The organism is Pedobacter nutrimenti (genome assembly GCF_003208655.1).
GTDB classification, from domain to species: Bacteria; Bacteroidota; Bacteroidia; order Sphingobacteriales; family Sphingobacteriaceae; genus Pedobacter; species Pedobacter nutrimenti.
This window is the reverse complement of sequence record NZ_QKLU01000004.1, coordinates 163,734-181,405: the sequence shown is the minus strand read 5'-3', so window position 1 is coordinate 181,405 and position 17,672 is coordinate 163,734. Positions and strand designations below refer to the sequence as shown.

The following is a 17,672-nucleotide window of genomic DNA, read 5'->3' as shown; positions in this document are numbered from 1 at the left end:
CATATATATTTGTTTGAAACACAGTATTATGATCAGCATCAATCCCAGCCTTGTTCAATATTATCCCCTGGGTGACTCCGCGATTGTGATTCAATTCGGTGAGGGTGTAAATCCGCTGATCAATACACAGATCCGGGCGGTGACGGCCTGGCTGGACGAATATACTTTTGAAGGCTTTGTCGAATATGTCCCTGCTTTTACCACCATTACGGTGTATTATGAACCCTGGATACTGGACTACAAGGAATTGCTGTCCCTGATGAAGGAAATGATTGCAGATATTGGTGAAATCCAGGAGCCGGATGAGTCCGGAATTATTGAAATTCCGGTTTTATATGGAGCAGAACAGGGCCCTGACCTACAATATGTGGCCGATTTCCATCAAATAAGTACAGCAGAATTGATTTCAGTCCATAGTCAGGCCGTATACCTGGTTTACATGATTGGTTTTGTACCCGGTTTTCCTTATTTGGGCGGGCTCGACGAGCGGATTGCCACCCCAAGAAAGGATGTGCCAAGGTCTGTGGTTCCGGCCGGATCGGTCGGTATTGCCGGTCAGCAAACCGGGGTGTATCCGATAGAAACTCCTGGTGGCTGGCAGATTATAGGGCGTACGCCATTGAACCTTTTTGATCCCGACAGGGCGGCGCCGGCTTTATTAAAAGCCGGGGACCGGGTTCGTTTTAAAGCCATAGACCAGACTACGTTTATCGAAATTAAAGGAGCAAAACATGGGCATTAGGGTTATTAAGCCAGGTTTGCTGAGCAGTATTCAGGACCTGGGCCGTTATGGTTATCAGAAGTCGGGTATGGCTGTGAGCGGTGCAATGGATGGGCTTGCCCTGCAGATCGGAAACCTGCTGTTGGGCAATGCTAAAGAAACTGCCGGTCTGGAATGTACCCTGCTGGGGCCTGTACTTGTTTTTGAAAAAGATCAGCTGATTGCCCTCACAGGTGGAGACCTGAGCGCTCAGATAGATGGCTTAGCAGTTCCTATGTGGAAGCCCCTTTACGTTCATCGTGGTGCTGTTTTGTCCTTCGGGAAAGCGGTAAAGGGTTGCCGGACCTACCTTTGTGTGTATGGTGGTTTTAACCTGCCGGAGGTTTTATCCAGCGCCTCGACTTATTTAAAGGCTGGTATCGGAGGCTGGAAGGGCAGGGCCCTGAAACGGGATGATCTGATCCCCTTTAAAAGATTGTATACCAAAAGTTTAAAGAAATTCAACTGGTCGTCGGTGCCAGGTATTTATCCCGATCTGCAGAGCAACCGGATCCGGGTGCTGGAAGGTCCTGAATTTAAAAGTTTTACCCGCAAAAGCAGATCGGACTTTTTTGAGCAGTCTTTTAGCCTCAGTACCCAGGCAGACCGGATGGGCCATTACCTGGACGGGCCTTTGTTGTACCGGGACCAGAACGGGGAACTGTTGTCTGCTGCGGTTAGTTTTGGGACGGTACAGGTGCCACCTCAGGGCAAACCCATTGTGCTGATGGCCGATCACCAGACCACAGGTGGTTATCCCAGAATTGCACAGGTCATTACAGCCGATTTGACATGCATGGCCCAAATGCAGGCCGGACATCAAATCCGGTTTGAAGGGATCGGCCTGGCACAGGCGCAGGAATTGTTGGTCAAAAGAAAACAGCAACTGGAAGAACTTCAAAAAGCAATAACTTTAAAATATGGTTAACCATTACACCACAGATTTAAATTGTGACATGGGGGAGGGCTTTGGGGCCTGGAACCTGGGAAATGATGAGGCCATTATGCCTTTTATCTCTTCGGTAAATATTGCCTGTGGCTTTCATGCAGGCGACCCTTCGGTGATGAAAAAAACAGTGAAAAATGCGCTGAAACATCAGCTTAAAATAGGGGCCCATCCTGGATTGCCGGACCTTCAGGGTTTTGGCCGGAGGGAACTTCATATTTCTGCAGAAGAGGCCTACGATATGGTGATGTACCAGGTAGGGGCCCTTTCCGGATTTGTGAAAGCAGAAGGTGCCAGAATGCATCACGTGAAACCGCATGGTGCCCTTTACAATATGGCTGCAAAAAGTAAAGCTCTTTCGGATGCCATAGCCGAAGCTGTTTATAAGATAGATCCTGAACTGGTTTTATATGGTTTATCCGGAAGTGAACTGATCCGTTCGGGACTGAATGTCGGATTAAAAGTGGCCAATGAGGTGTTTGCAGACCGGACCTATCAGCAGGACGGGACACTGACTTCCAGAAAAGATCCGGATGCTTTAATTAAAACAAACCAGGCGGCGATAAAACAGGTAATCGGAATGGTTAGGGAAGGCCGGGTCATTTCCCTACAGGCCACAGAGGTCAATATCAAAGCAGATACCATTTGCATTCACGGGGACGGGCCTTCAGCCCTGGAATTTGCTTCCCTGATTTACAGGGAATTTCAAAAGGAAGGGATCCGTATAAAATGAAAAAAACGAACAACAGAGGCGTACTGATTGGTGCAGCTTTTTTAATGGCTACTTCAGCCATAGGACCAGGTTTTCTTACACAAACGACGGTGTTTACACAAAGCCTGGGGGCAAGTTTTGGATTCGTAATTCTCACGTCCATTTTGATCGACATTGGTGTGCAGCTCAACATCTGGAGAGTCATTGCCATTTCGGAAAAAAGGGCGCAGGATATTGCCAATCTGCTATTGCCCGGACTGGGGGGCTTTATTTCCCTGCTGATTGTATTGGGCGGTCTGGCCTTTAACATTGGAAATGTAGCCGGCGCAGGTCTGGGACTTCAGGCTTTACTGGGCATTCCGGTGATTACCGGTGCAGTGCTTTCTGCGGGTGTGGCCATCGCTATATTTTTGATTAAGGAGGCGGGAAAAGCCATGGACAGGTTTGCCCAGCTGATGGGTTTTGTGATGATCATAGCCATTATTTATATTGCCATTAGTTCTTCCCCACCAGTTGCCCAGGTCGCTTTGAGAACCCTAATTCCTGCAAAAATTGACCTGATGACCATCATTACCCTGGTTGGAGGGACGGTTGGCGGTTACATCACTTTTTCAGGAGGGCACCGTTTGCTAGATGCCGGCATAAAAGGAAAACAGGCCATACCTGAAGTAAGCAGGAGTGCGGTGATGGGAATTTCAGTAGCCTCCACAGTCCGGATCTTTTTATTCCTCGCCTCCTTTGGGGTAATTGCCAAAGGCCTGCTGATCGATGCTGGGAACCCAACGGCTTCTGTGTTCCAGCTGGCTGCCGGAAATATCGGTTACCGGCTTTTTGGATTGGTGATGTTTGCCGCAGCGGTCACTTCTATTATCGGTTCGGCCTATACTTCGGTTTCTTTTATCAAATCTTTTAGTGCTAAGATCAGGGAACAGGAAAATAAGGTCATTATTGCGTTTATCCTGGTATCTACCCTCATTTTTGTATGGGTTGGAAAACCAGTCAGCCTGCTCATCCTGGCCGGGGTGCTGAATGGCCTCATTTTACCGGTAACCCTGGCTGTAATTTTACTGGCAGCTTATCAGCGCAAGATTGTGGGGGAGTATAAACATCCCCTATGGTTAACCGTTTTTGGAATTCTGGTGGTTTGCATTATGACCTGGATGAGCGGATCGGTGCTGCTGGATTATTTTAAAGGATAGGGGATCTGCCGGTACTGAATTTCTGAGTCTTACCATAGGAAAATCAGAGTTTTATTGTGTCTATTTTTATTAAATTCTTGTTAAATTGATTGGCGATCCGTAACTTTGCGATCTCAAACGAGGAAAGCCTTTCCGCCACTGGCAGTAAGGCTTTTTAAATTTTAAAGACAACCCAAATGCTGAATTTTGTTCTCTTTGGCCCACCGGGTGCAGGCAAAGGCACCCAATCACAAAAATTAATTGATAAGTATCAGTTAATTCACATTTCAACAGGTGACCTTTTTAGGGCACACATTAAAAATCAAACTCTTTTAGGACAAAAAGTGAGCAGCTTAATCGCAGATGGACAATTGGTCCCGGATGCCATAACGATTGCAATGCTGGAAGAAGAAGTTGATAAAAATCCCGAAGCAAAGGGATTTATTTTTGATGGTTTCCCGCGTACTGTACCTCAGGCAGAGGCACTTGATGAATTTCTGGAGAGCAAAGGCAGCAATATTGCTGGTGTTATTGCCCTGGATGTTGATCAGGACGAATTGACCAAAAGGATCGCGCAACGCCAAAAGGAAACCGGAAGGGTTGACGACCAGGCAGACAAACTGCAAAAACGCATTGAAGAGTACTTCAATAAAACAGTACATGTTTTACCTTATTACCAGGCACAGGGAAAGTTAAAAAAAGTAAACGGCATCGGAAAAATCGAGGATGTCTTTGCTGATCTTTGTGCAGTTATTGATCAGTATTAATAAAATATACCGGAGATAGCGGGACGGATGTATGTTCTTCCCGCTATTTCTATTAAAAATAAATTATGTCGCAGGGTTCGAATTTTGTAGATTATGTTAAAATATGCTGCCGTTCCGGTAAAGGTGGGGCAGGTTCTGCACATTTGCACCGCGATAAAAGAACGGCAATGGGTGGTCCGGATGGTGGTGATGGCGGTCGCGGCGGTCACATCATTTTAAGGGGCAATACACAGTTCTGGACTTTATTGCACCTGAAATACCGTAAACACATTATCGCCGAAGACGGATTGCCGGGATCGAGTAGTTTATCTTCCGGGAAATTCGGAAAGGACGAGGTTCTGGATGTGCCCCTGGGTACCATAGCCAAGGATGCTGAAACCGGAGAGGTTTTGTTTGAAATCACAGAAGAAGGGGAAACCAAAATCCTGACCCCTGGTGGACGTGGCGGACTGGGTAACTACCATTTTAAAACACCAACCCTGCAAACCCCCCGTTTTGCACAACCCGGAGAGCCGGGAATTGAAAGGTGGATGATCCTGGAACTTAAGGTCCTTGCTGATGTAGGACTGGTTGGTTTTCCTAATGCAGGTAAATCGACTTTGCTTTCTGTGCTTTCTGCTGCTAAACCGGAAATTGCAGATTATCCTTTTACCACTCTGGTTCCTAATTTGGGTATTGTTTCCTACCGGGGTGGAAAATCTTTTGTGATGGCCGATATTCCCGGAATTATTGAGGGGGCTTCCAAAGGAAAAGGTTTGGGTTATCGTTTTCTGCGTCATATAGAACGTAATTCTGTACTGTTGTTTATGGTGCCGGCCGATACCAACAGGACCATTACCCAGGAATATGAAATTTTAAAAACAGAGCTTCAGCAGTACAATCCGGAGCTGATGCAGAAGCCACATTTGCTGGCTGTAACAAAGGCCGATATGCTGGATGAGGAGCTGATCGCAGAAATGAAAAAAGAACTGCCGGCAAATATTCCTTCTATATTTATCTCCTCTGTTGCGCAAAAGGGACTTACAGAACTCAAAGATATGCTTTGGCAGGCCATCGATGCCTAAATGAAAAAAACCACTCCATTTTGATAGGGTGGTTTTTTTTATGAAAATCATTTTAAAAAAATAATTCTGCCTTCTTTATGGTTTAAACGGAGTTGTATCCGCGATTTATGTACCGGGCATTGCTTTTGATTGCGATTGGTATCAAATTAAAAGGATATGAACAATCATTTGATCTTTATCAGGATCGCAACCATAAATGACATACAATATGCGGCAGAAATTGCCAGGGAAACTGAATCTTCTGCTATAGCCCGGGGTTCCGGGATTTCTAAACGTTCTCCCCATCTGATTGCAAAAAAAATAAGTGAAGGAAAAGCCGTTATTGCAGTAAGCAGTACGGGTGCATGGGCAGGTTTTGCTTATTTTGAAGTTTGGGACAATGGAAAATTTATTTCCAACTCCGGGCTGATCGTTGCCCCGGCCTTTCGCAATTGCGGGGTGGCCAGGTCTATTAAGGAAAGAATTTTCAGTTTATCGCGTAAAGCCTATCCAAAGGCAAAAATCTTTAGCATTACTTCAGGTTTGACCATTATGAAAATGAATTCTGCCCTGGGCTTTGAGCCGGTGACCTATTCGGAAATTACCGGTAATGAAAGTTTTTGGGAGGGCTGTAAAAGCTGCCTGAATTATAATGTTCTGGAAGGAAAAAAAAGATGTAATTGTTTGTGTACAGCTATGCTCTATGATCCTGCTGCGGCTGCACCTGCAGCTGCCGGGCTTATAGAATCGAATTGTAAATAAAAAACAGAATGATCATGAACACTGATTTTATAGAAAACAGAAATGCGCTCACAGCATTGTATAAAACGCTCAAAAATTTAAACGGACAGCCATCTGCTGCGCCTCTGAACCGCCTTGTTTTGGGTTGCAGTGTTGCTCCGGCAGGCCAACTGGCCATGGCCATAAAAGATATGGAATGGTTCTCCTCTTTTGTTTTTCCGATTGAGGGTAACCTGCCCGATCCGGTAGAAATGAAAGTCACGCAGATAGAAGCCAGCCAGTATGATCCGGGGTCCTGTCATTTTACCGTACAGATTGATTTTACCAATAGTTATACTGAAAAAGAAATTCTGGTTACGGTAAAAAATCACACGAGCTGCCAGTTCACCGTAAACAGGGTAGACATTAACCCTTTTGACAATTCAAAATTTATGCATTTGCTGGAGGAGGTGATGCCCGAGCTGGAAACACACCTGGATGCAGAAAAACAACGTCTGATTACGGGTTATTTCAGGTAGTTCCGGGTCATCTTTAGGCATAAATTCAAACAGAATGAAGGATAATTCTTAATATTGTCTAAATTAACAGTTATGCAGCATACCGTCCTGATTATAGATGATGAAAAGAAGATTTGCAGTCTGCTGGCCCGGATCATCGAGCTGGAAGGCTTTAAAGTTTTTCAGGCGAATACAGGGAAAGAAGGATTAAAGCTGCTGGCGGCCAATGAGATTGGGGTAGTCATCAGCGATGTAAAACTGCCGGATGTGAATGGGGTAGAGCTGGTGAAACAGATCAAAAAATTAAAACCTTATGCCGAAGTGATTAACCTGACGGCTTTTGGGACCATTCAGGATGGGGTGATGGCCATGCGGAACGGGGCTTTTGATTACATTACCAAGGGTGATGACAATGATAAGATCATTCCGCTGGTTTACAAAGCCATGGACAAAGCCAACCTGCAACTGCGGGTGTACGAACTGGAAAACAAGGTGGCCAGACAATACAATTTTGACGCCATATTGGGCCAGTCCAAAGCGATTAAAGAAGCCCTGGAACTGGCCCGTAAAGTCGCGGCAACAGATACAACGGTATTACTTTTGGGGGAAACAGGCACTGGTAAAGAGGTTTTTGCACAGGCGATCCATTATGAAAGCCCCAGAAGCCTGAAACCTTTTGTGGCTTTAAATTGCAGTGGTTTTAACCCGGAACTGCTGGAAAGTGAATTGTTTGGCTATAAAGAAGGTGCTTTTACAGGTGCATTGAAAGATAAAAGAGGTTTGCTGGAAGAAGCAAGTGAGGGTACTTTGTTTCTGGATGAAATTGGAGAGATGAACCTGGACCTGCAGGCCAAACTGCTTCGCGTACTGGAGAACCAGACCTTTATTAAAGTGGGGGATACCCAGACAAAAAAAGTAAATGTAAGGATCATTGCGGCCACCAACAGGGACTTAAAAGAGGAAGCCGAGGCAGGCAAATTTCGTTTGGACCTTTACTACCGGCTTTCGGTATTTTCTATAGAATTGCCGCCTTTGTCCCAAAGAAAAGGAGATATTCCTTTAATAGCCAGGCATTATTTAAAAGAATTTGCGGCCAAAGTGAACCGGCCTGCTTTTACGATGGAAGAAAGCTTTGTTCATTTACTGCAGCAACACAACTGGAAAGGAAATATCCGGGAATTGAAAAATGTAATGGAACGCGTGGTGATTCTTGCTGACGCTCAGGTGCTGACAGAGGACCTGCTGCCACATGAGTTTCATTTGCATGCGAGCAGGCAGGATGATTCGATGTCCATCAGGGCGATTGAAAAACACCATATCATTAAAGTACTTAAATATACCAGGGGAAATAAAACAGAAACCTCCCGTTTGCTGGGAATTGGCCTGACTACTTTGTACCGGAAAATGGAGGAATACAAAATCACGGATGTATAAAAAAGAAATAAAAATTTTATTGGTGGAGGATGAACCTGCACTGTCTTCGGTGATTGTAAGGGGCCTTAGCGATGCCGGGATGGAGGTCAGTGCCGCCGCCGATGGGACGACAGGTTTGGAAATGGCCTTAAAGCACCAGTTTGACTTGCTGATCCTGGATGTGATGCTGCCGGGAATGAACGGTATACAGCTTTGCCGGGAAATCAGAAAGGTCAATGATGATCTGGCTATTCTGATGCTAACGGCCCTGTCCAGTACAGAAAATGTGGTGACAGGCCTGGACAGCGGCGCAGATGATTACCTGGTCAAACCATTTAAATTTGCGGAACTGGAAGCCAGGATCAGAACTTTGCTGCGCAGGAGCAGGGCAGGGGCCGAACCAAAAAATACGCTGAGGGCGGGAGAACTGGAACTCGACCTGCTGGCCAAAACCGCCACCATTAAACATAGCAATTTGCAACTGACAGCCACTGAATATCGTTTACTGGAATATTTTATGCTCAATCAGAATAAAGTCCTGTCCCGGATCCAGATTCTGGAAAAGGTTTGGGATATTGACTTTAACATGGGCACCAATGTGGTGGATGTGTACGTCAATTATCTTCGGAAAAAGGTAGACCATGCCCATCCTGGAAAACTGATCCATACTGTTTTTGGAATGGGTTATATTTTTAAGGAAGGGCCGGAGGAAAATTAAAACAAAAATTCAGCAGATGCGATAGCCTATGAGGTTACAGAACAAAATCACCTTATTCTTTTTTATCATTGCCACCGCTGGACTGGCCCTGCTGAATGCGGCCATTTTTTATTTTGTTTCGGAGTTTAGTTTTGAGGACTTTTACAAAAGGCTGGAGGCAAGGGTAAACCTGGCTGCTGAAATCAATATCCATCCCGATGAGCACTCTGCAGCTTACCAGGAAGTGAGGACCCGCTACCTGGAAAAATTGGAAAATGAACACGATTATATTGTTAAAATTGATAGTGGAAAGGAACGGACATTTAAAAAGCCCCTAAACATTCCCGATAATTTTTACGCAACAGTGATCACCAAAGGAAGGGCCAGGTATAGTGAAAAGAACCGTTTTTATGTGGGGGTCTTTTTTGAAACCAAGGGAGGAAAGTATATGGTGATTGTTGCAGCAGAAGATCCCTATGGTTTTAAAGAACTGGAGGGCTTAAAGAAAATTCTGATCATCATCTTTATTGTGTCCATCGTGCTTTCCTATTTTTCAGGAAAGATCTTTTCTTATTATACGGTAAAGCCCGTCCGGCATATTATTAAAAGTGTTCAAAACATATCGGCAACCAATTTACATTCCAGGTTGAATGAAGTCACCGGGCAGGATGAGATTGCCGAACTGGTGCTGACTTTTAACAATATGCTCACCCGTCTGGAAACGGCTTTTGAGACCCAGAATAACTTTGTCAGCAACGCTTCACATGAGCTGCGTACCCCTTTAACCATTATTTCTGCAGAAACAGAACTGTTGCTGTCTTCAGGTCCCTTGTCCCAAAAACAGGAAAATTCAGCAAAAACCATTTTAAGACAGGCCGAAAAACTGGGGCATATCCTGTCCAGCCTGTTGGGGCTGGCCCAGACGGGTTTTGACGGAAAGCGGCAGGACTGGGAACGCATCAGGGTAGATGAACTGGTTTTAAATGTGGTGGATGCGGTTAGGAAAATTGATGCGGAAAGTGTCCTGGACCTGGATTTTTCACGTTTACCGGAGGATGAAAACATGCTTTATACCAGCGGGAATGTAAACCTGCTCCAGCTGGCCATTAGTAATATCGTATTGAATGCCTGCAAATATTCCAGTAACCGGCCGGTAGGAATTAAAATCACCTCGGGCAACAATAAAATTATCATCACTGTTTCCGATAAGGGGATCGGTATACCGGAAGAAGAACAGCAGCATATTTTTGAACCTTTTTTCAGGGCTTCCAATGTCGGTGATTTTGAAGGTTATGGAATTGGCCTTCCCCTTACCCTGAACATTATCCGCCTGCATAAGGGCTCCCTGGGGATCAGATCAGAAGTGCAGGTTGGAACAGAGATCCAGATCCTGCTTCCGGTGAATTCTAATTAAATTCTAATAACTCTCTTAATAGCTTCTAATAAGTGGGGGCTACTATTGTATAAATAAAAAAAACATTAAGGTTTAACCATTAATACTTTATTTATGCAAACAATTTTAATTCCCTCGAACTTTAATATTTCCGCCCTCGATTGTATACCCGACTTATGCGAACAGTTTCAGAATGAAAAACTGAATGTGATTTTTATCCATATGTTCAAATTATCAGATTCTATTTCAGAACTGCTGCTGTTGTCCAGACGCAGCAGGGAATTTGAAATGGTTGGCGATGACTTTTATAAAGGTTGCAGTCAGCTGAAGGCACAGTATCCGCAAATTGAGGGCATCAGGGTAGAATTTCTCTATGGCAGTACATTGAGCATGTTCCGGAATTTTTTGGATGCCAATGAAGTGAGTGCCGTTTTTGAACCAGAAAGCCGTTTTATGGAAAAAATTCATAAATACAGCATTGACCCGACGGTCCTTGTCCTGAAAAGCGGTTTACCTGTGGTCAGACTTAGGAAAAAAATCATCCAGTTAAAAAAAGAACCAGTGCTTTCTGCAAAACGCGAAGCAGCACTGGCAGAAGTTTAAATTTTAAAAATTTACAAAATGTTATTAAAAGAGAATATTCCGGCTAGCTATATTTTTGGAAAGATCTGGAAAGAGATTGTTTTTGTAACCATTTATGCCGTATTGATTGCGGTATTGTACAAAAACCTTCATTTTACCAGAATTTCCATCCCAATCGCTGTACCCACAATCCTGGGAACAGTCATTTCCCTGCTCCTGGCTTTTAAATCCAACCAGGCTTATGACCGCTGGTGGGAGGCAAGGACCATCTGGGGCGGTATTGTAAACGACAGCCGGACCCTTACCCGTCAGCTGCTCACCTTTGTAGATACGACTTATGAATCTGATGAAGGAAAGATTTTTTGCGAAAGGATGGCCAAAAGACAAATTGCCTGGTGTTACAGTCTGAGCAGGCATTTGAGAAAACAGGACCCTCTGCAGGGGTTAAAAAGGCTAATTTCGGCAGAAGACCTGGAAACGGTAAGCCGTTACAACAACGTGCCTATGGCTTTGTTGGAGTTGCAGGGCGCAGACCTGAGAAATGCCTTTAAACTGGGTTGGATCAACGAATTTCAGCAAATAGAAATAGACAGAACACTGACCCGTTTTTCTAATCAGATGGGCGGATGTGAGCGGATTAAGAATACCATTTTCCCGGCAACCTACAGTGTGTACATTCATTTTTCTGTGATCCTTTTCATTTTACTGTTGCCTTTTGGATTGATCGAGTTTTTTGGGGTAGTGGAAGTTCCGTTGGTGATTGCAATTGCTTCTTCCTTTTTTCTGATCGAAAAAATGTCTATTCATTTGCAGGACCCTTTTGAAAATAAGCCGACCGATACACCAACAAGTACCATTTCCCAAACCATAGAGCGTGATTTGAAGCAAATGCTTAAAGAAGGTTTCAAACAGGAGGAGAAATCTTATGCCGCCTCTTCCTACGAAAAGAGCAAGATGTTTTACATCCTGTAGTGTCCCGTTAAACCACCCACCATTTTCATAATGGTAAAAACCCTTTCATTTTGAAAGGGTTTTTTTGTTTGGAATTTGCTGTAAAATAAATTTTTTTGTTTAAATTACTGTTTGTCAGTTGTTTGTGATGATGTGTCTGACCTTGGTACGCAGATTGGCCTTAGGCTTTTAAAAATATACCATTATGATCACAATTATTCTATTCCTCACCCTGCTGATTTTCTGCTGGGTATTTTACAAATCCATCGACTGGTTCGAAAAAATCTAAAAGACATGATCGCATTATTTATCATCGCAGTTGCCGTATTCCTGTACATGGTTTACGTGCTCATCAAACCCGAAAAATTTTAAAAGCGCTTTTCAAACACCAATAAAATGAACACAGAATTACTCGGAATAATAGCCACTTACCTGCTTACGGTAATTTTAGCTATTCCTCTTGGCATTTACCTCTCGAAAGTATTTGCCGGAGAAAAAGTCTGGACAGACTTTTTAAAACCTTTGGAGAACGGGATTTTTAAACTTTCCGGCATCAACTCCAAGGAGCAAATGAACTGGAAACAACATATGAAAGCCTTATTGACCATTAACCTGGTCTGGCTGGTCTATGGTTTCTTTGTTCTGTTACAACAAGATAAATTGCCACTTAACCCCGATGGTAATCCCGGAATGACACCGGACCTTGCTTTTAATACAATTATCAGTTTTGTAGTCAACTGTAACCTGCAACATTATTCAGGAGAAAGTGGCGTAAGTTATCTTACCCAGCATTTTGTGCTGATGTTTCTGCAGTTTGTAAGTGCCGCAACGGGTATTGCAGCCGCAGTGGTGTTTTTTAAAGCTTTCCGCGATAAAACCACTACTGCCCTTGGCAACTTCTGGGACTTTTTTGTGAAATCCATTACCAGGTTATTACTGCCCCTTTCTGTTCTGGTTGCGGTTGTATTGGCTTTTAATGGCACGCCAACCAGCTATGAAGGAAAAGATCAGTTTATATCCCTTCAGGGCGATACCGTGCATGTGTCCAGAGGACCGGCTGCTGGATTTATTGCCATTAAACATTTAGGAACAAACGGTGGTGGATGGTTTGGTGCAAACTCTGCACACCCGCTTGAAAACCCGAGCTACCTGAGTAATATGGTAGAGATGATCTCACAAGTCATTATCCCTATCGCAATGGTCATCGCCTTTGGTTATTTTATCCGTCGTAAAAAACTGGCCTGGATGATTTTTGGGGTTATGACCATAGGGATGTTCCTGTTGCTGCTGCCTACGCTGAGCAGTGAACTGGGTGGCAATCCGGCCATTGCAAAAATGGGGGTCAGCCAAACAACAGGGGCAATGGAAGGTAAGGAAGTGCGCTTTGGACCAACAGCTTCTGCCTATTGGAGCACGGTGACCACCATCATTTCAACCGGATCTGTGAACAGTATGCACGACAGTGGAATGCCTTTAACTGGTTTATGGCAATTACTGGGCATGATGATCAACTCTTTTTACGGAGGATGCGGTGTTGGTGTACTCAATTATTTTATATACCTCATTATTGCAGTATTCATATCGGGTTTAATGGTTGGACGTACGCCAGAATTTCTGGGACATAAAGTTGAGGCCAGGGAAGTAAAAATTGCAGCCCTGATTACCCTGCTTAGCCCTTTTCTGATCCTGGCAGGCACTGCAATTGCCGCATATGTTTTTACCAATCATAGCGGGGCCGCCTGGGCAGTACAGCCTAAAACCTGGTTAAACAATCCTGGTTTCCACGGCTTTTCTGAAATGCTCTATGAAATGACTTCTTCCAATGCCAATAACGGCTCTGGTTTTGAAGGCCTTGGTGACAATAATGTTTTCTGGAATGTTTCTACCGGTTTTGTATTGCTTCTTGGACGTTTCCTACCTATTATCGGACCGGTTGCGATTGCAGGTTTACTGGGCGCTAAAAAATTCATCCCGGAATCTGCTGGTACTTTAAAAACAGATACCATGACCTTCAGTCTGATGACTTTTGCTGTGATCCTGGTGTTGAATGCGCTTTCTTATTTCCCTGCTCTGGCCCTTGGCCCTCTGGCAGAATACTTTACGCTTTTTAAATAGAATATAATGAAAACTTCCAATAAATTATTTGAACCTGCTTTAGTGCAAACTGCATTGAAACAATCTTTTATCAAGCTTGATCCAAGGGTGATGGTACGAAACCCAGTGATGTTCACTGTAGAGATTGGTACTGCGGTAATGGCTTATGTGACTGTATACTCTATGAACCACAGTGGCCAGGGCTCACCTGTATATAACTTTATCATTTTTCTGGTCCTGTTGCTAACTGTTTTGTTTGCCAATTTTGCAGAAGCAATTGCTGAGGCAAGGGGTAAAGCGCAGGCCGACAGCCTGAGGAAAACCCGTGAAGAAACACCTGCCAAATTGCTGCTGGCCAATGGAAAAACAGAAATGCGTTCTTCCAGCCAACTGAGAAAAGGGGATGTGTTTTTCTGTGAAGCAGGCGATACGATCCCAACCGACGGAGAAATTATCGAAGGGATTGCCACCATTGATGAATCGGCCATTACCGGAGAATCTGCTCCGGTGATCAGGGAATCCGGAGGTGATAAATCTTCTGTAACCGGCGGTACCAAAGTCTTATCCGATGAAATTAAAGTAAGGGTCAGTACAGAGCCAGGAGAAAGCTTTCTGGATAAAATGATTGCTTTGGTGGAAGGTGCTTCCCGTCAAAAAACACCAAATGAAATTGCCCTGACCATCTTGTTGGCCAGTTTTACCCTGGTGTTCATTATTGTTTGTGTGACGCTAAAACCATTTGCGGATTATGCAAATACCACCATAACAATTGCAGCGTTGATTTCTCTTTTTGTCTGTCTGATCCCGACCACTATAGGTGGTTTGCTGTCTGCTATTGGTATTGCCGGAATGGACCGGGCTTTAAGGGCCAATGTGATTACCAAATCGGGTAAAGCGGTAGAAACTGCTGGTGATATCGATGTGCTGCTGCTGGATAAAACCGGAACAATTACCATTGGTAACCGTAAGGCAACCAATTTTCATCCGACAGCGGGATTGAGCCCGAATACTTTTGTAGATGCCTGCGTATTGAGTTCTCTGGCCGATGAAACCCCAGAAGGAAAATCGATTATTGAACTGGCGGGTACACAAGGCCGGCCGCACACCAATAAAGCCCCTGAGGATTCGGTTTTTATAAAGTTTACTGCGGAAACCCGGTCGAGTGGTATTGATACACCTGATGGACGCAGGATCCGTAAAGGTGCTTTTGATTCCATCCGGAACATTGTACAAAAAGCGGGCAACCCTTTTCCATTGGATATAGAAGAAGAAGTTAAAGCGATTGCTTCCAACGGTGGTACGCCACTGGTCGTTGCCGAAAACGAAAAAGCCCTGGGCGTAATCGAATTGCAGGACATCATTAAACCAGGCATCAGCGAACGTTTTGAACGTCTTCGTAAAATGGGGGTAAAAACGGTAATGGTGACTGGTGATAACCCTTTGACAGCCAAATATATTGCAGATAAAGCTGGTGTAGATGATTTTATTGCAGAGGCCAAACCCGAGGATAAAATGAATTACATTAAAGAAGAGCAGGTTCAGGGCAAACTGGTGGCCATGATGGGGGATGGGACCAATGACGCTCCGGCCCTGGCACAGGCAGATGTCGGTGTGGCAATGAACAGTGGTACACAGGCCGCTAAAGAAGCGGGTAACATGGTAGACCTGGATAACGATCCAACCAAACTGATCGAAATTGTAGAGATCGGTAAACAATTGCTGATCACCAGGGGTACCTTGACCACTTTTTCTATTGCCAATGACGTGGCCAAATATTTTGCTATTGTTCCGGCCTTGTTTATTGCTTCTATCCCAGCCCTGCAGAGCCTCAATATTATGGGGCTGCACAGTCCGGAAAGTGCCATCTTATCGGCAGTGATCTTTAATGCGATCATTATTCCAATCCTGATTCCCCTGGCTTTGAGAGGGGTGGCTTATAAACCGATCGGTGCCAGTGCATTGCTGAGAAGAAACCTCTTTATCTACGGCCTTGGTGGTGTTGTTGCACCTTTTATAGGAATTAAACTGATTGACCTGGCCGTAGGCCTGTTTGTATAACGCTCTTTTAAAAAAATATATACTGTAATGAAACCATCATGAGTTTACACGCACAAAATGCAATGAATAAAACCCATGATCGCTTCATAACCATTAAAAAACAAATTGTACACTGATGAAAAAGTACTTATTACAATCCATACGTCTCACCCTGGTCCTGCTGGTCCTGTTGTGTGTAGCCTATCCATTATTTGTTGCTTTTGCCGGTGGTTTTTCCAAAGGTAAAGGCGGAGGTGAAAAGATCATCCGCAATGGCCAGGTGGTTGGTTATGCTTTGCTCGGACAATCCTTTACCAAACCCCAATATTTCTGGGGACGTCCATCTGCTGTAGGTTATAATGCAGCCGGTTCAGGAGGTTCCAACAAGGCTGCTTCCAATCCGGATTACCAGAAGGAAGTACAGAACCGTATAGACACCTTAATGAAATACCATCCTTATCTTCAGAAATCAGAGATACCGGCAGATATGGTGACCGCTTCAGGTAGCGGGCTGGATCCAAACATTTCTCCTCAGGCCGCAGCGATCCAGATCAAAAGAATTGCGACTTATCGTCAACTGGATGAAAAAACAGTGGCTGCACTGGTAGAAAAGAATACAGCAAAACCCTTATTCGGTCTTTTCGGCCCTTCGACCGTAAATGTGCTGGAACTGAACATTGCCTTAGATGATTTAAAGAAATAAAAAATATCCGGGAAAGCCACCCTGTTATGCGTTTGCCAACCAGGGGGTGGCTTTTCACAGGATCTCTTCAGAAAAAAAATACATGAAAAAATTCATATTGATTATTGCAGCATTTGCTGCGACAGGGAACCTATTTGCCCAGGAACAACCTAAAATTAAGGTTTCAGGTTATGTAGAAGCCTATTATGGTTATGATTTTAACAAACCGGCAGATCACAACAGGCCAGGATTTATTTATTCGCACAACAGACATAATGAAGTGAACTTAAACCTGGCCTTTATTAAAGCCAATTACGATAGTGGAAACATCAGGGCCAATGTAGCGGTCATGGCAGGAACTTATGCCAATGCCAATTTAGCGGCCGAACCAGGCGTGTTGAAAAACATTTATGAAGCCAATGCAGGGATTAAATTGTCTAAATCTCAAAACTTATGGCTGGATGCGGGTATCTTTTCTTCGCACATTGGTTTTGAGAGCGCCATTTCTAAAGATTGCTGGGTGCTGACCAGGAACATTTCTTCAGAAAATACACCTTATTTTGAATCTGGTGCAAAATTAACCTATGGTACACCAGATGGTAAATTTACAGCGGTACTGTTGTACCTGAACGGCTGGCAAAGGATCAGCCGACAAAACAACAACAACAAGCCGGCAGGCGGAGTTCAGTTGACCTGGAAACCGGTAGAAAAAATTACCGTTAACTACAGCAATTATCTGGGTAAAGAAGGGGCCGATTCTGTGGCTGTAACCAGGTTCTATCACAACCTGTACGGAATTTACCAGGTAAATGATCATTTTGGGGTAACGCTTGGTCTGGACTATGGCACCCAGCAAAAAACAAAAGGCAGCTCGGAGCGCAGTCAGGTCATTTCTCCTGTGGCTATTGCCCAGTATAAATTTAACCCGCAATGGGCAGTTGCCGCAAGGGCAGAATATTACAAAGATAAAGACGGGATCTTTATTCCGGTAAGTACACCCAATGGTTTTAAAACAACTGGTTATTCACTAAACCTTGACTATTCACCAGTGTCTAATGCAGTGGTCAGACTGGAAGGAAAGTTGTATAACAGTAAGGATAAAATTTTTATAAGAGATAAAAATCCTGTAAATTATAGTGCTTTGGTCACCGCCAGTATTGCGGTATCATTTTAGCGGAA

General features: G+C 44.2%; 18 protein-coding genes. All 18 read left to right on the top strand.

The features are described 5' to 3' along the window. Positions 1-28 precede the first annotated feature (28 nt). The gene (gene pxpB / locus B0O44_RS12240) at positions 29-742 is read left to right on the top strand and encodes a 5-oxoprolinase subunit PxpB (RefSeq protein WP_110830830.1); all 714 of its coding nucleotides are present in this window, start codon (positions 29-31) and stop codon (positions 740-742) included. Then, positions 732-1,688, top strand: a complete 957-nt coding sequence (locus B0O44_RS12235; RefSeq protein WP_110830827.1) for a 5-oxoprolinase subunit C family protein — start codon at positions 732-734, stop codon at positions 1,686-1,688. The genes pxpB and B0O44_RS12235 overlap by 11 nt, the downstream gene beginning before the upstream one ends. Then, positions 1,681-2,439 (top strand): LamB/YcsF family protein, encoded by a 759-nt coding sequence (locus B0O44_RS12230; RefSeq protein ID WP_110830825.1) that lies wholly within the window; start codon positions 1,681-1,683, stop codon positions 2,437-2,439. The genes B0O44_RS12235 and B0O44_RS12230 overlap by 8 nt, the downstream gene beginning before the upstream one ends. Further along, entirely contained in the window at positions 2,436-3,617 is a 1,182-nt protein-coding gene (locus B0O44_RS12225; RefSeq protein ID WP_110830822.1) for an NRAMP family divalent metal transporter, read from the top strand. Before B0O44_RS12230 ends, B0O44_RS12225 begins: the two co-directional genes overlap by 4 nt. A 176-nt stretch (positions 3,618-3,793) precedes the next feature. Continuing rightward, positions 3,794-4,363 carry an adenylate kinase gene (locus tag B0O44_RS12220; RefSeq protein ID WP_110830819.1) on the top strand — a complete coding sequence of 190 codons (570 nt, stop codon included), beginning with the start codon at positions 3,794-3,796 and terminating at the stop codon, positions 4,361-4,363. A 65-nt stretch (positions 4,364-4,428) separates the two neighbouring features. Then, a complete protein-coding gene (gene obgE / locus B0O44_RS12215) occupies positions 4,429-5,427 on the top strand; it encodes a GTPase ObgE (RefSeq protein ID WP_110830817.1) in 999 nt (332 codons plus the stop codon). A gap of 156 nt (positions 5,428-5,583) precedes the next feature. After that, complete coding sequence (locus B0O44_RS12210) at positions 5,584-6,168, top strand: N-acetyltransferase (RefSeq protein ID WP_110830814.1); 585 nt, start codon at positions 5,584-5,586, stop codon at positions 6,166-6,168. Between the two features lie 14 nt (positions 6,169-6,182). After that, positions 6,183-6,665: a zinc-binding metallopeptidase family protein gene (locus tag B0O44_RS12205; RefSeq protein WP_146229819.1), complete on the top strand. Its 483-nt coding sequence runs from the start codon at positions 6,183-6,185 to the stop codon at positions 6,663-6,665. 72 nt (positions 6,666-6,737) lie between these two features. Continuing rightward, positions 6,738-8,078: a sigma-54-dependent transcriptional regulator gene (locus tag B0O44_RS12200; protein WP_110830809.1), complete on the top strand. Its 1,341-nt coding sequence runs from the start codon at positions 6,738-6,740 to the stop codon at positions 8,076-8,078. Further along, complete coding sequence (locus B0O44_RS12195) at positions 8,071-8,775, top strand: response regulator transcription factor (RefSeq protein ID WP_110830806.1); 705 nt, start codon at positions 8,071-8,073, stop codon at positions 8,773-8,775. The genes B0O44_RS12200 and B0O44_RS12195 overlap by 8 nt, the downstream gene beginning before the upstream one ends. Positions 8,776-8,803: 28 nt before the next feature. Beyond that, on the top strand, positions 8,804-10,168 hold the full coding sequence (locus tag B0O44_RS12190) for a sensor histidine kinase (RefSeq protein ID WP_110830804.1): 1,365 nt from the start codon (positions 8,804-8,806) through the stop codon (positions 10,166-10,168). A gap of 93 nt (positions 10,169-10,261) precedes the next feature. Beyond that, positions 10,262-10,750 carry a hypothetical protein gene (locus B0O44_RS12185; protein WP_110830801.1) on the top strand — a complete coding sequence of 163 codons (489 nt, stop codon included), beginning with the start codon at positions 10,262-10,264 and terminating at the stop codon, positions 10,748-10,750. Between the two features lie 18 nt (positions 10,751-10,768). After that, a complete protein-coding gene (locus B0O44_RS12180; RefSeq protein ID WP_110830798.1) occupies positions 10,769-11,701 on the top strand; it encodes a bestrophin family protein in 933 nt (310 codons plus the stop codon). Between the two features lie 111 nt (positions 11,702-11,812). Then, positions 11,813-12,052 carry a potassium-transporting ATPase subunit F gene (locus B0O44_RS25205; protein ID WP_245943652.1) on the top strand — a complete coding sequence of 80 codons (240 nt, stop codon included), beginning with the start codon at positions 11,813-11,815 and terminating at the stop codon, positions 12,050-12,052. Between the two features lie 24 nt (positions 12,053-12,076). Next, positions 12,077-13,795, top strand: coding sequence for a potassium-transporting ATPase subunit KdpA (gene kdpA, locus B0O44_RS12170; RefSeq protein ID WP_110830795.1), 1,719 nt, complete (start codon positions 12,077-12,079; stop codon positions 13,793-13,795). Between the two features lie 6 nt (positions 13,796-13,801). Continuing rightward, positions 13,802-15,832 (top strand): potassium-transporting ATPase subunit KdpB, encoded by a 2,031-nt coding sequence (gene kdpB / locus B0O44_RS12165; RefSeq protein ID WP_110830793.1) that lies wholly within the window; start codon positions 13,802-13,804, stop codon positions 15,830-15,832. A 115-nt stretch (positions 15,833-15,947) separates the two neighbouring features. Further along, a complete protein-coding gene (locus tag B0O44_RS12160; protein ID WP_110830791.1) occupies positions 15,948-16,514 on the top strand; it encodes a K(+)-transporting ATPase subunit C in 567 nt (188 codons plus the stop codon). Between the two features lie 82 nt (positions 16,515-16,596). Further along, a complete protein-coding gene (locus B0O44_RS12155) occupies positions 16,597-17,667 on the top strand; it encodes a porin (protein ID WP_110831927.1) in 1,071 nt (356 codons plus the stop codon). Positions 17,668-17,672 lie beyond the last annotated feature (5 nt).

Coding starts and splice junctions, on each gene's coding strand:
- pxpB (WP_110830830.1), top strand. CDS start 29: ATGATCAGCATCAATCCCAGCCTTGTTCAATATTATCCCCTGGGTGAC.
- B0O44_RS12235 (WP_110830827.1), top strand. CDS start 732: ATGGGCATTAGGGTTATTAAGCCAGGTTTGCTGAGCAGTATTCAGGAC.
- B0O44_RS12230 (WP_110830825.1), top strand. CDS start 1,681: ATGGTTAACCATTACACCACAGATTTAAATTGTGACATGGGGGAGGGC.
- B0O44_RS12225 (WP_110830822.1), top strand. CDS start 2,436: ATGAAAAAAACGAACAACAGAGGCGTACTGATTGGTGCAGCTTTTTTA.
- B0O44_RS12220 (WP_110830819.1), top strand. CDS start 3,794: ATGCTGAATTTTGTTCTCTTTGGCCCACCGGGTGCAGGCAAAGGCACC.
- obgE (WP_110830817.1), top strand. CDS start 4,429: ATGTCGCAGGGTTCGAATTTTGTAGATTATGTTAAAATATGCTGCCGT.
- B0O44_RS12210 (WP_110830814.1), top strand. CDS start 5,584: ATGAACAATCATTTGATCTTTATCAGGATCGCAACCATAAATGACATA.
- B0O44_RS12205 (WP_146229819.1), top strand. CDS start 6,183: ATGAACACTGATTTTATAGAAAACAGAAATGCGCTCACAGCATTGTAT.
- B0O44_RS12200 (WP_110830809.1), top strand. CDS start 6,738: ATGCAGCATACCGTCCTGATTATAGATGATGAAAAGAAGATTTGCAGT.
- B0O44_RS12195 (WP_110830806.1), top strand. CDS start 8,071: ATGTATAAAAAAGAAATAAAAATTTTATTGGTGGAGGATGAACCTGCA.
- B0O44_RS12190 (WP_110830804.1), top strand. CDS start 8,804: ATGAGGTTACAGAACAAAATCACCTTATTCTTTTTTATCATTGCCACC.
- B0O44_RS12185 (WP_110830801.1), top strand. CDS start 10,262: ATGCAAACAATTTTAATTCCCTCGAACTTTAATATTTCCGCCCTCGAT.
- B0O44_RS12180 (WP_110830798.1), top strand. CDS start 10,769: ATGTTATTAAAAGAGAATATTCCGGCTAGCTATATTTTTGGAAAGATC.
- kdpA (WP_110830795.1), top strand. CDS start 12,077: ATGAACACAGAATTACTCGGAATAATAGCCACTTACCTGCTTACGGTA.
- kdpB (WP_110830793.1), top strand. CDS start 13,802: ATGAAAACTTCCAATAAATTATTTGAACCTGCTTTAGTGCAAACTGCA.
- B0O44_RS12160 (WP_110830791.1), top strand. CDS start 15,948: ATGAAAAAGTACTTATTACAATCCATACGTCTCACCCTGGTCCTGCTG.
- B0O44_RS12155 (WP_110831927.1), top strand. CDS start 16,597: ATGAAAAAATTCATATTGATTATTGCAGCATTTGCTGCGACAGGGAAC.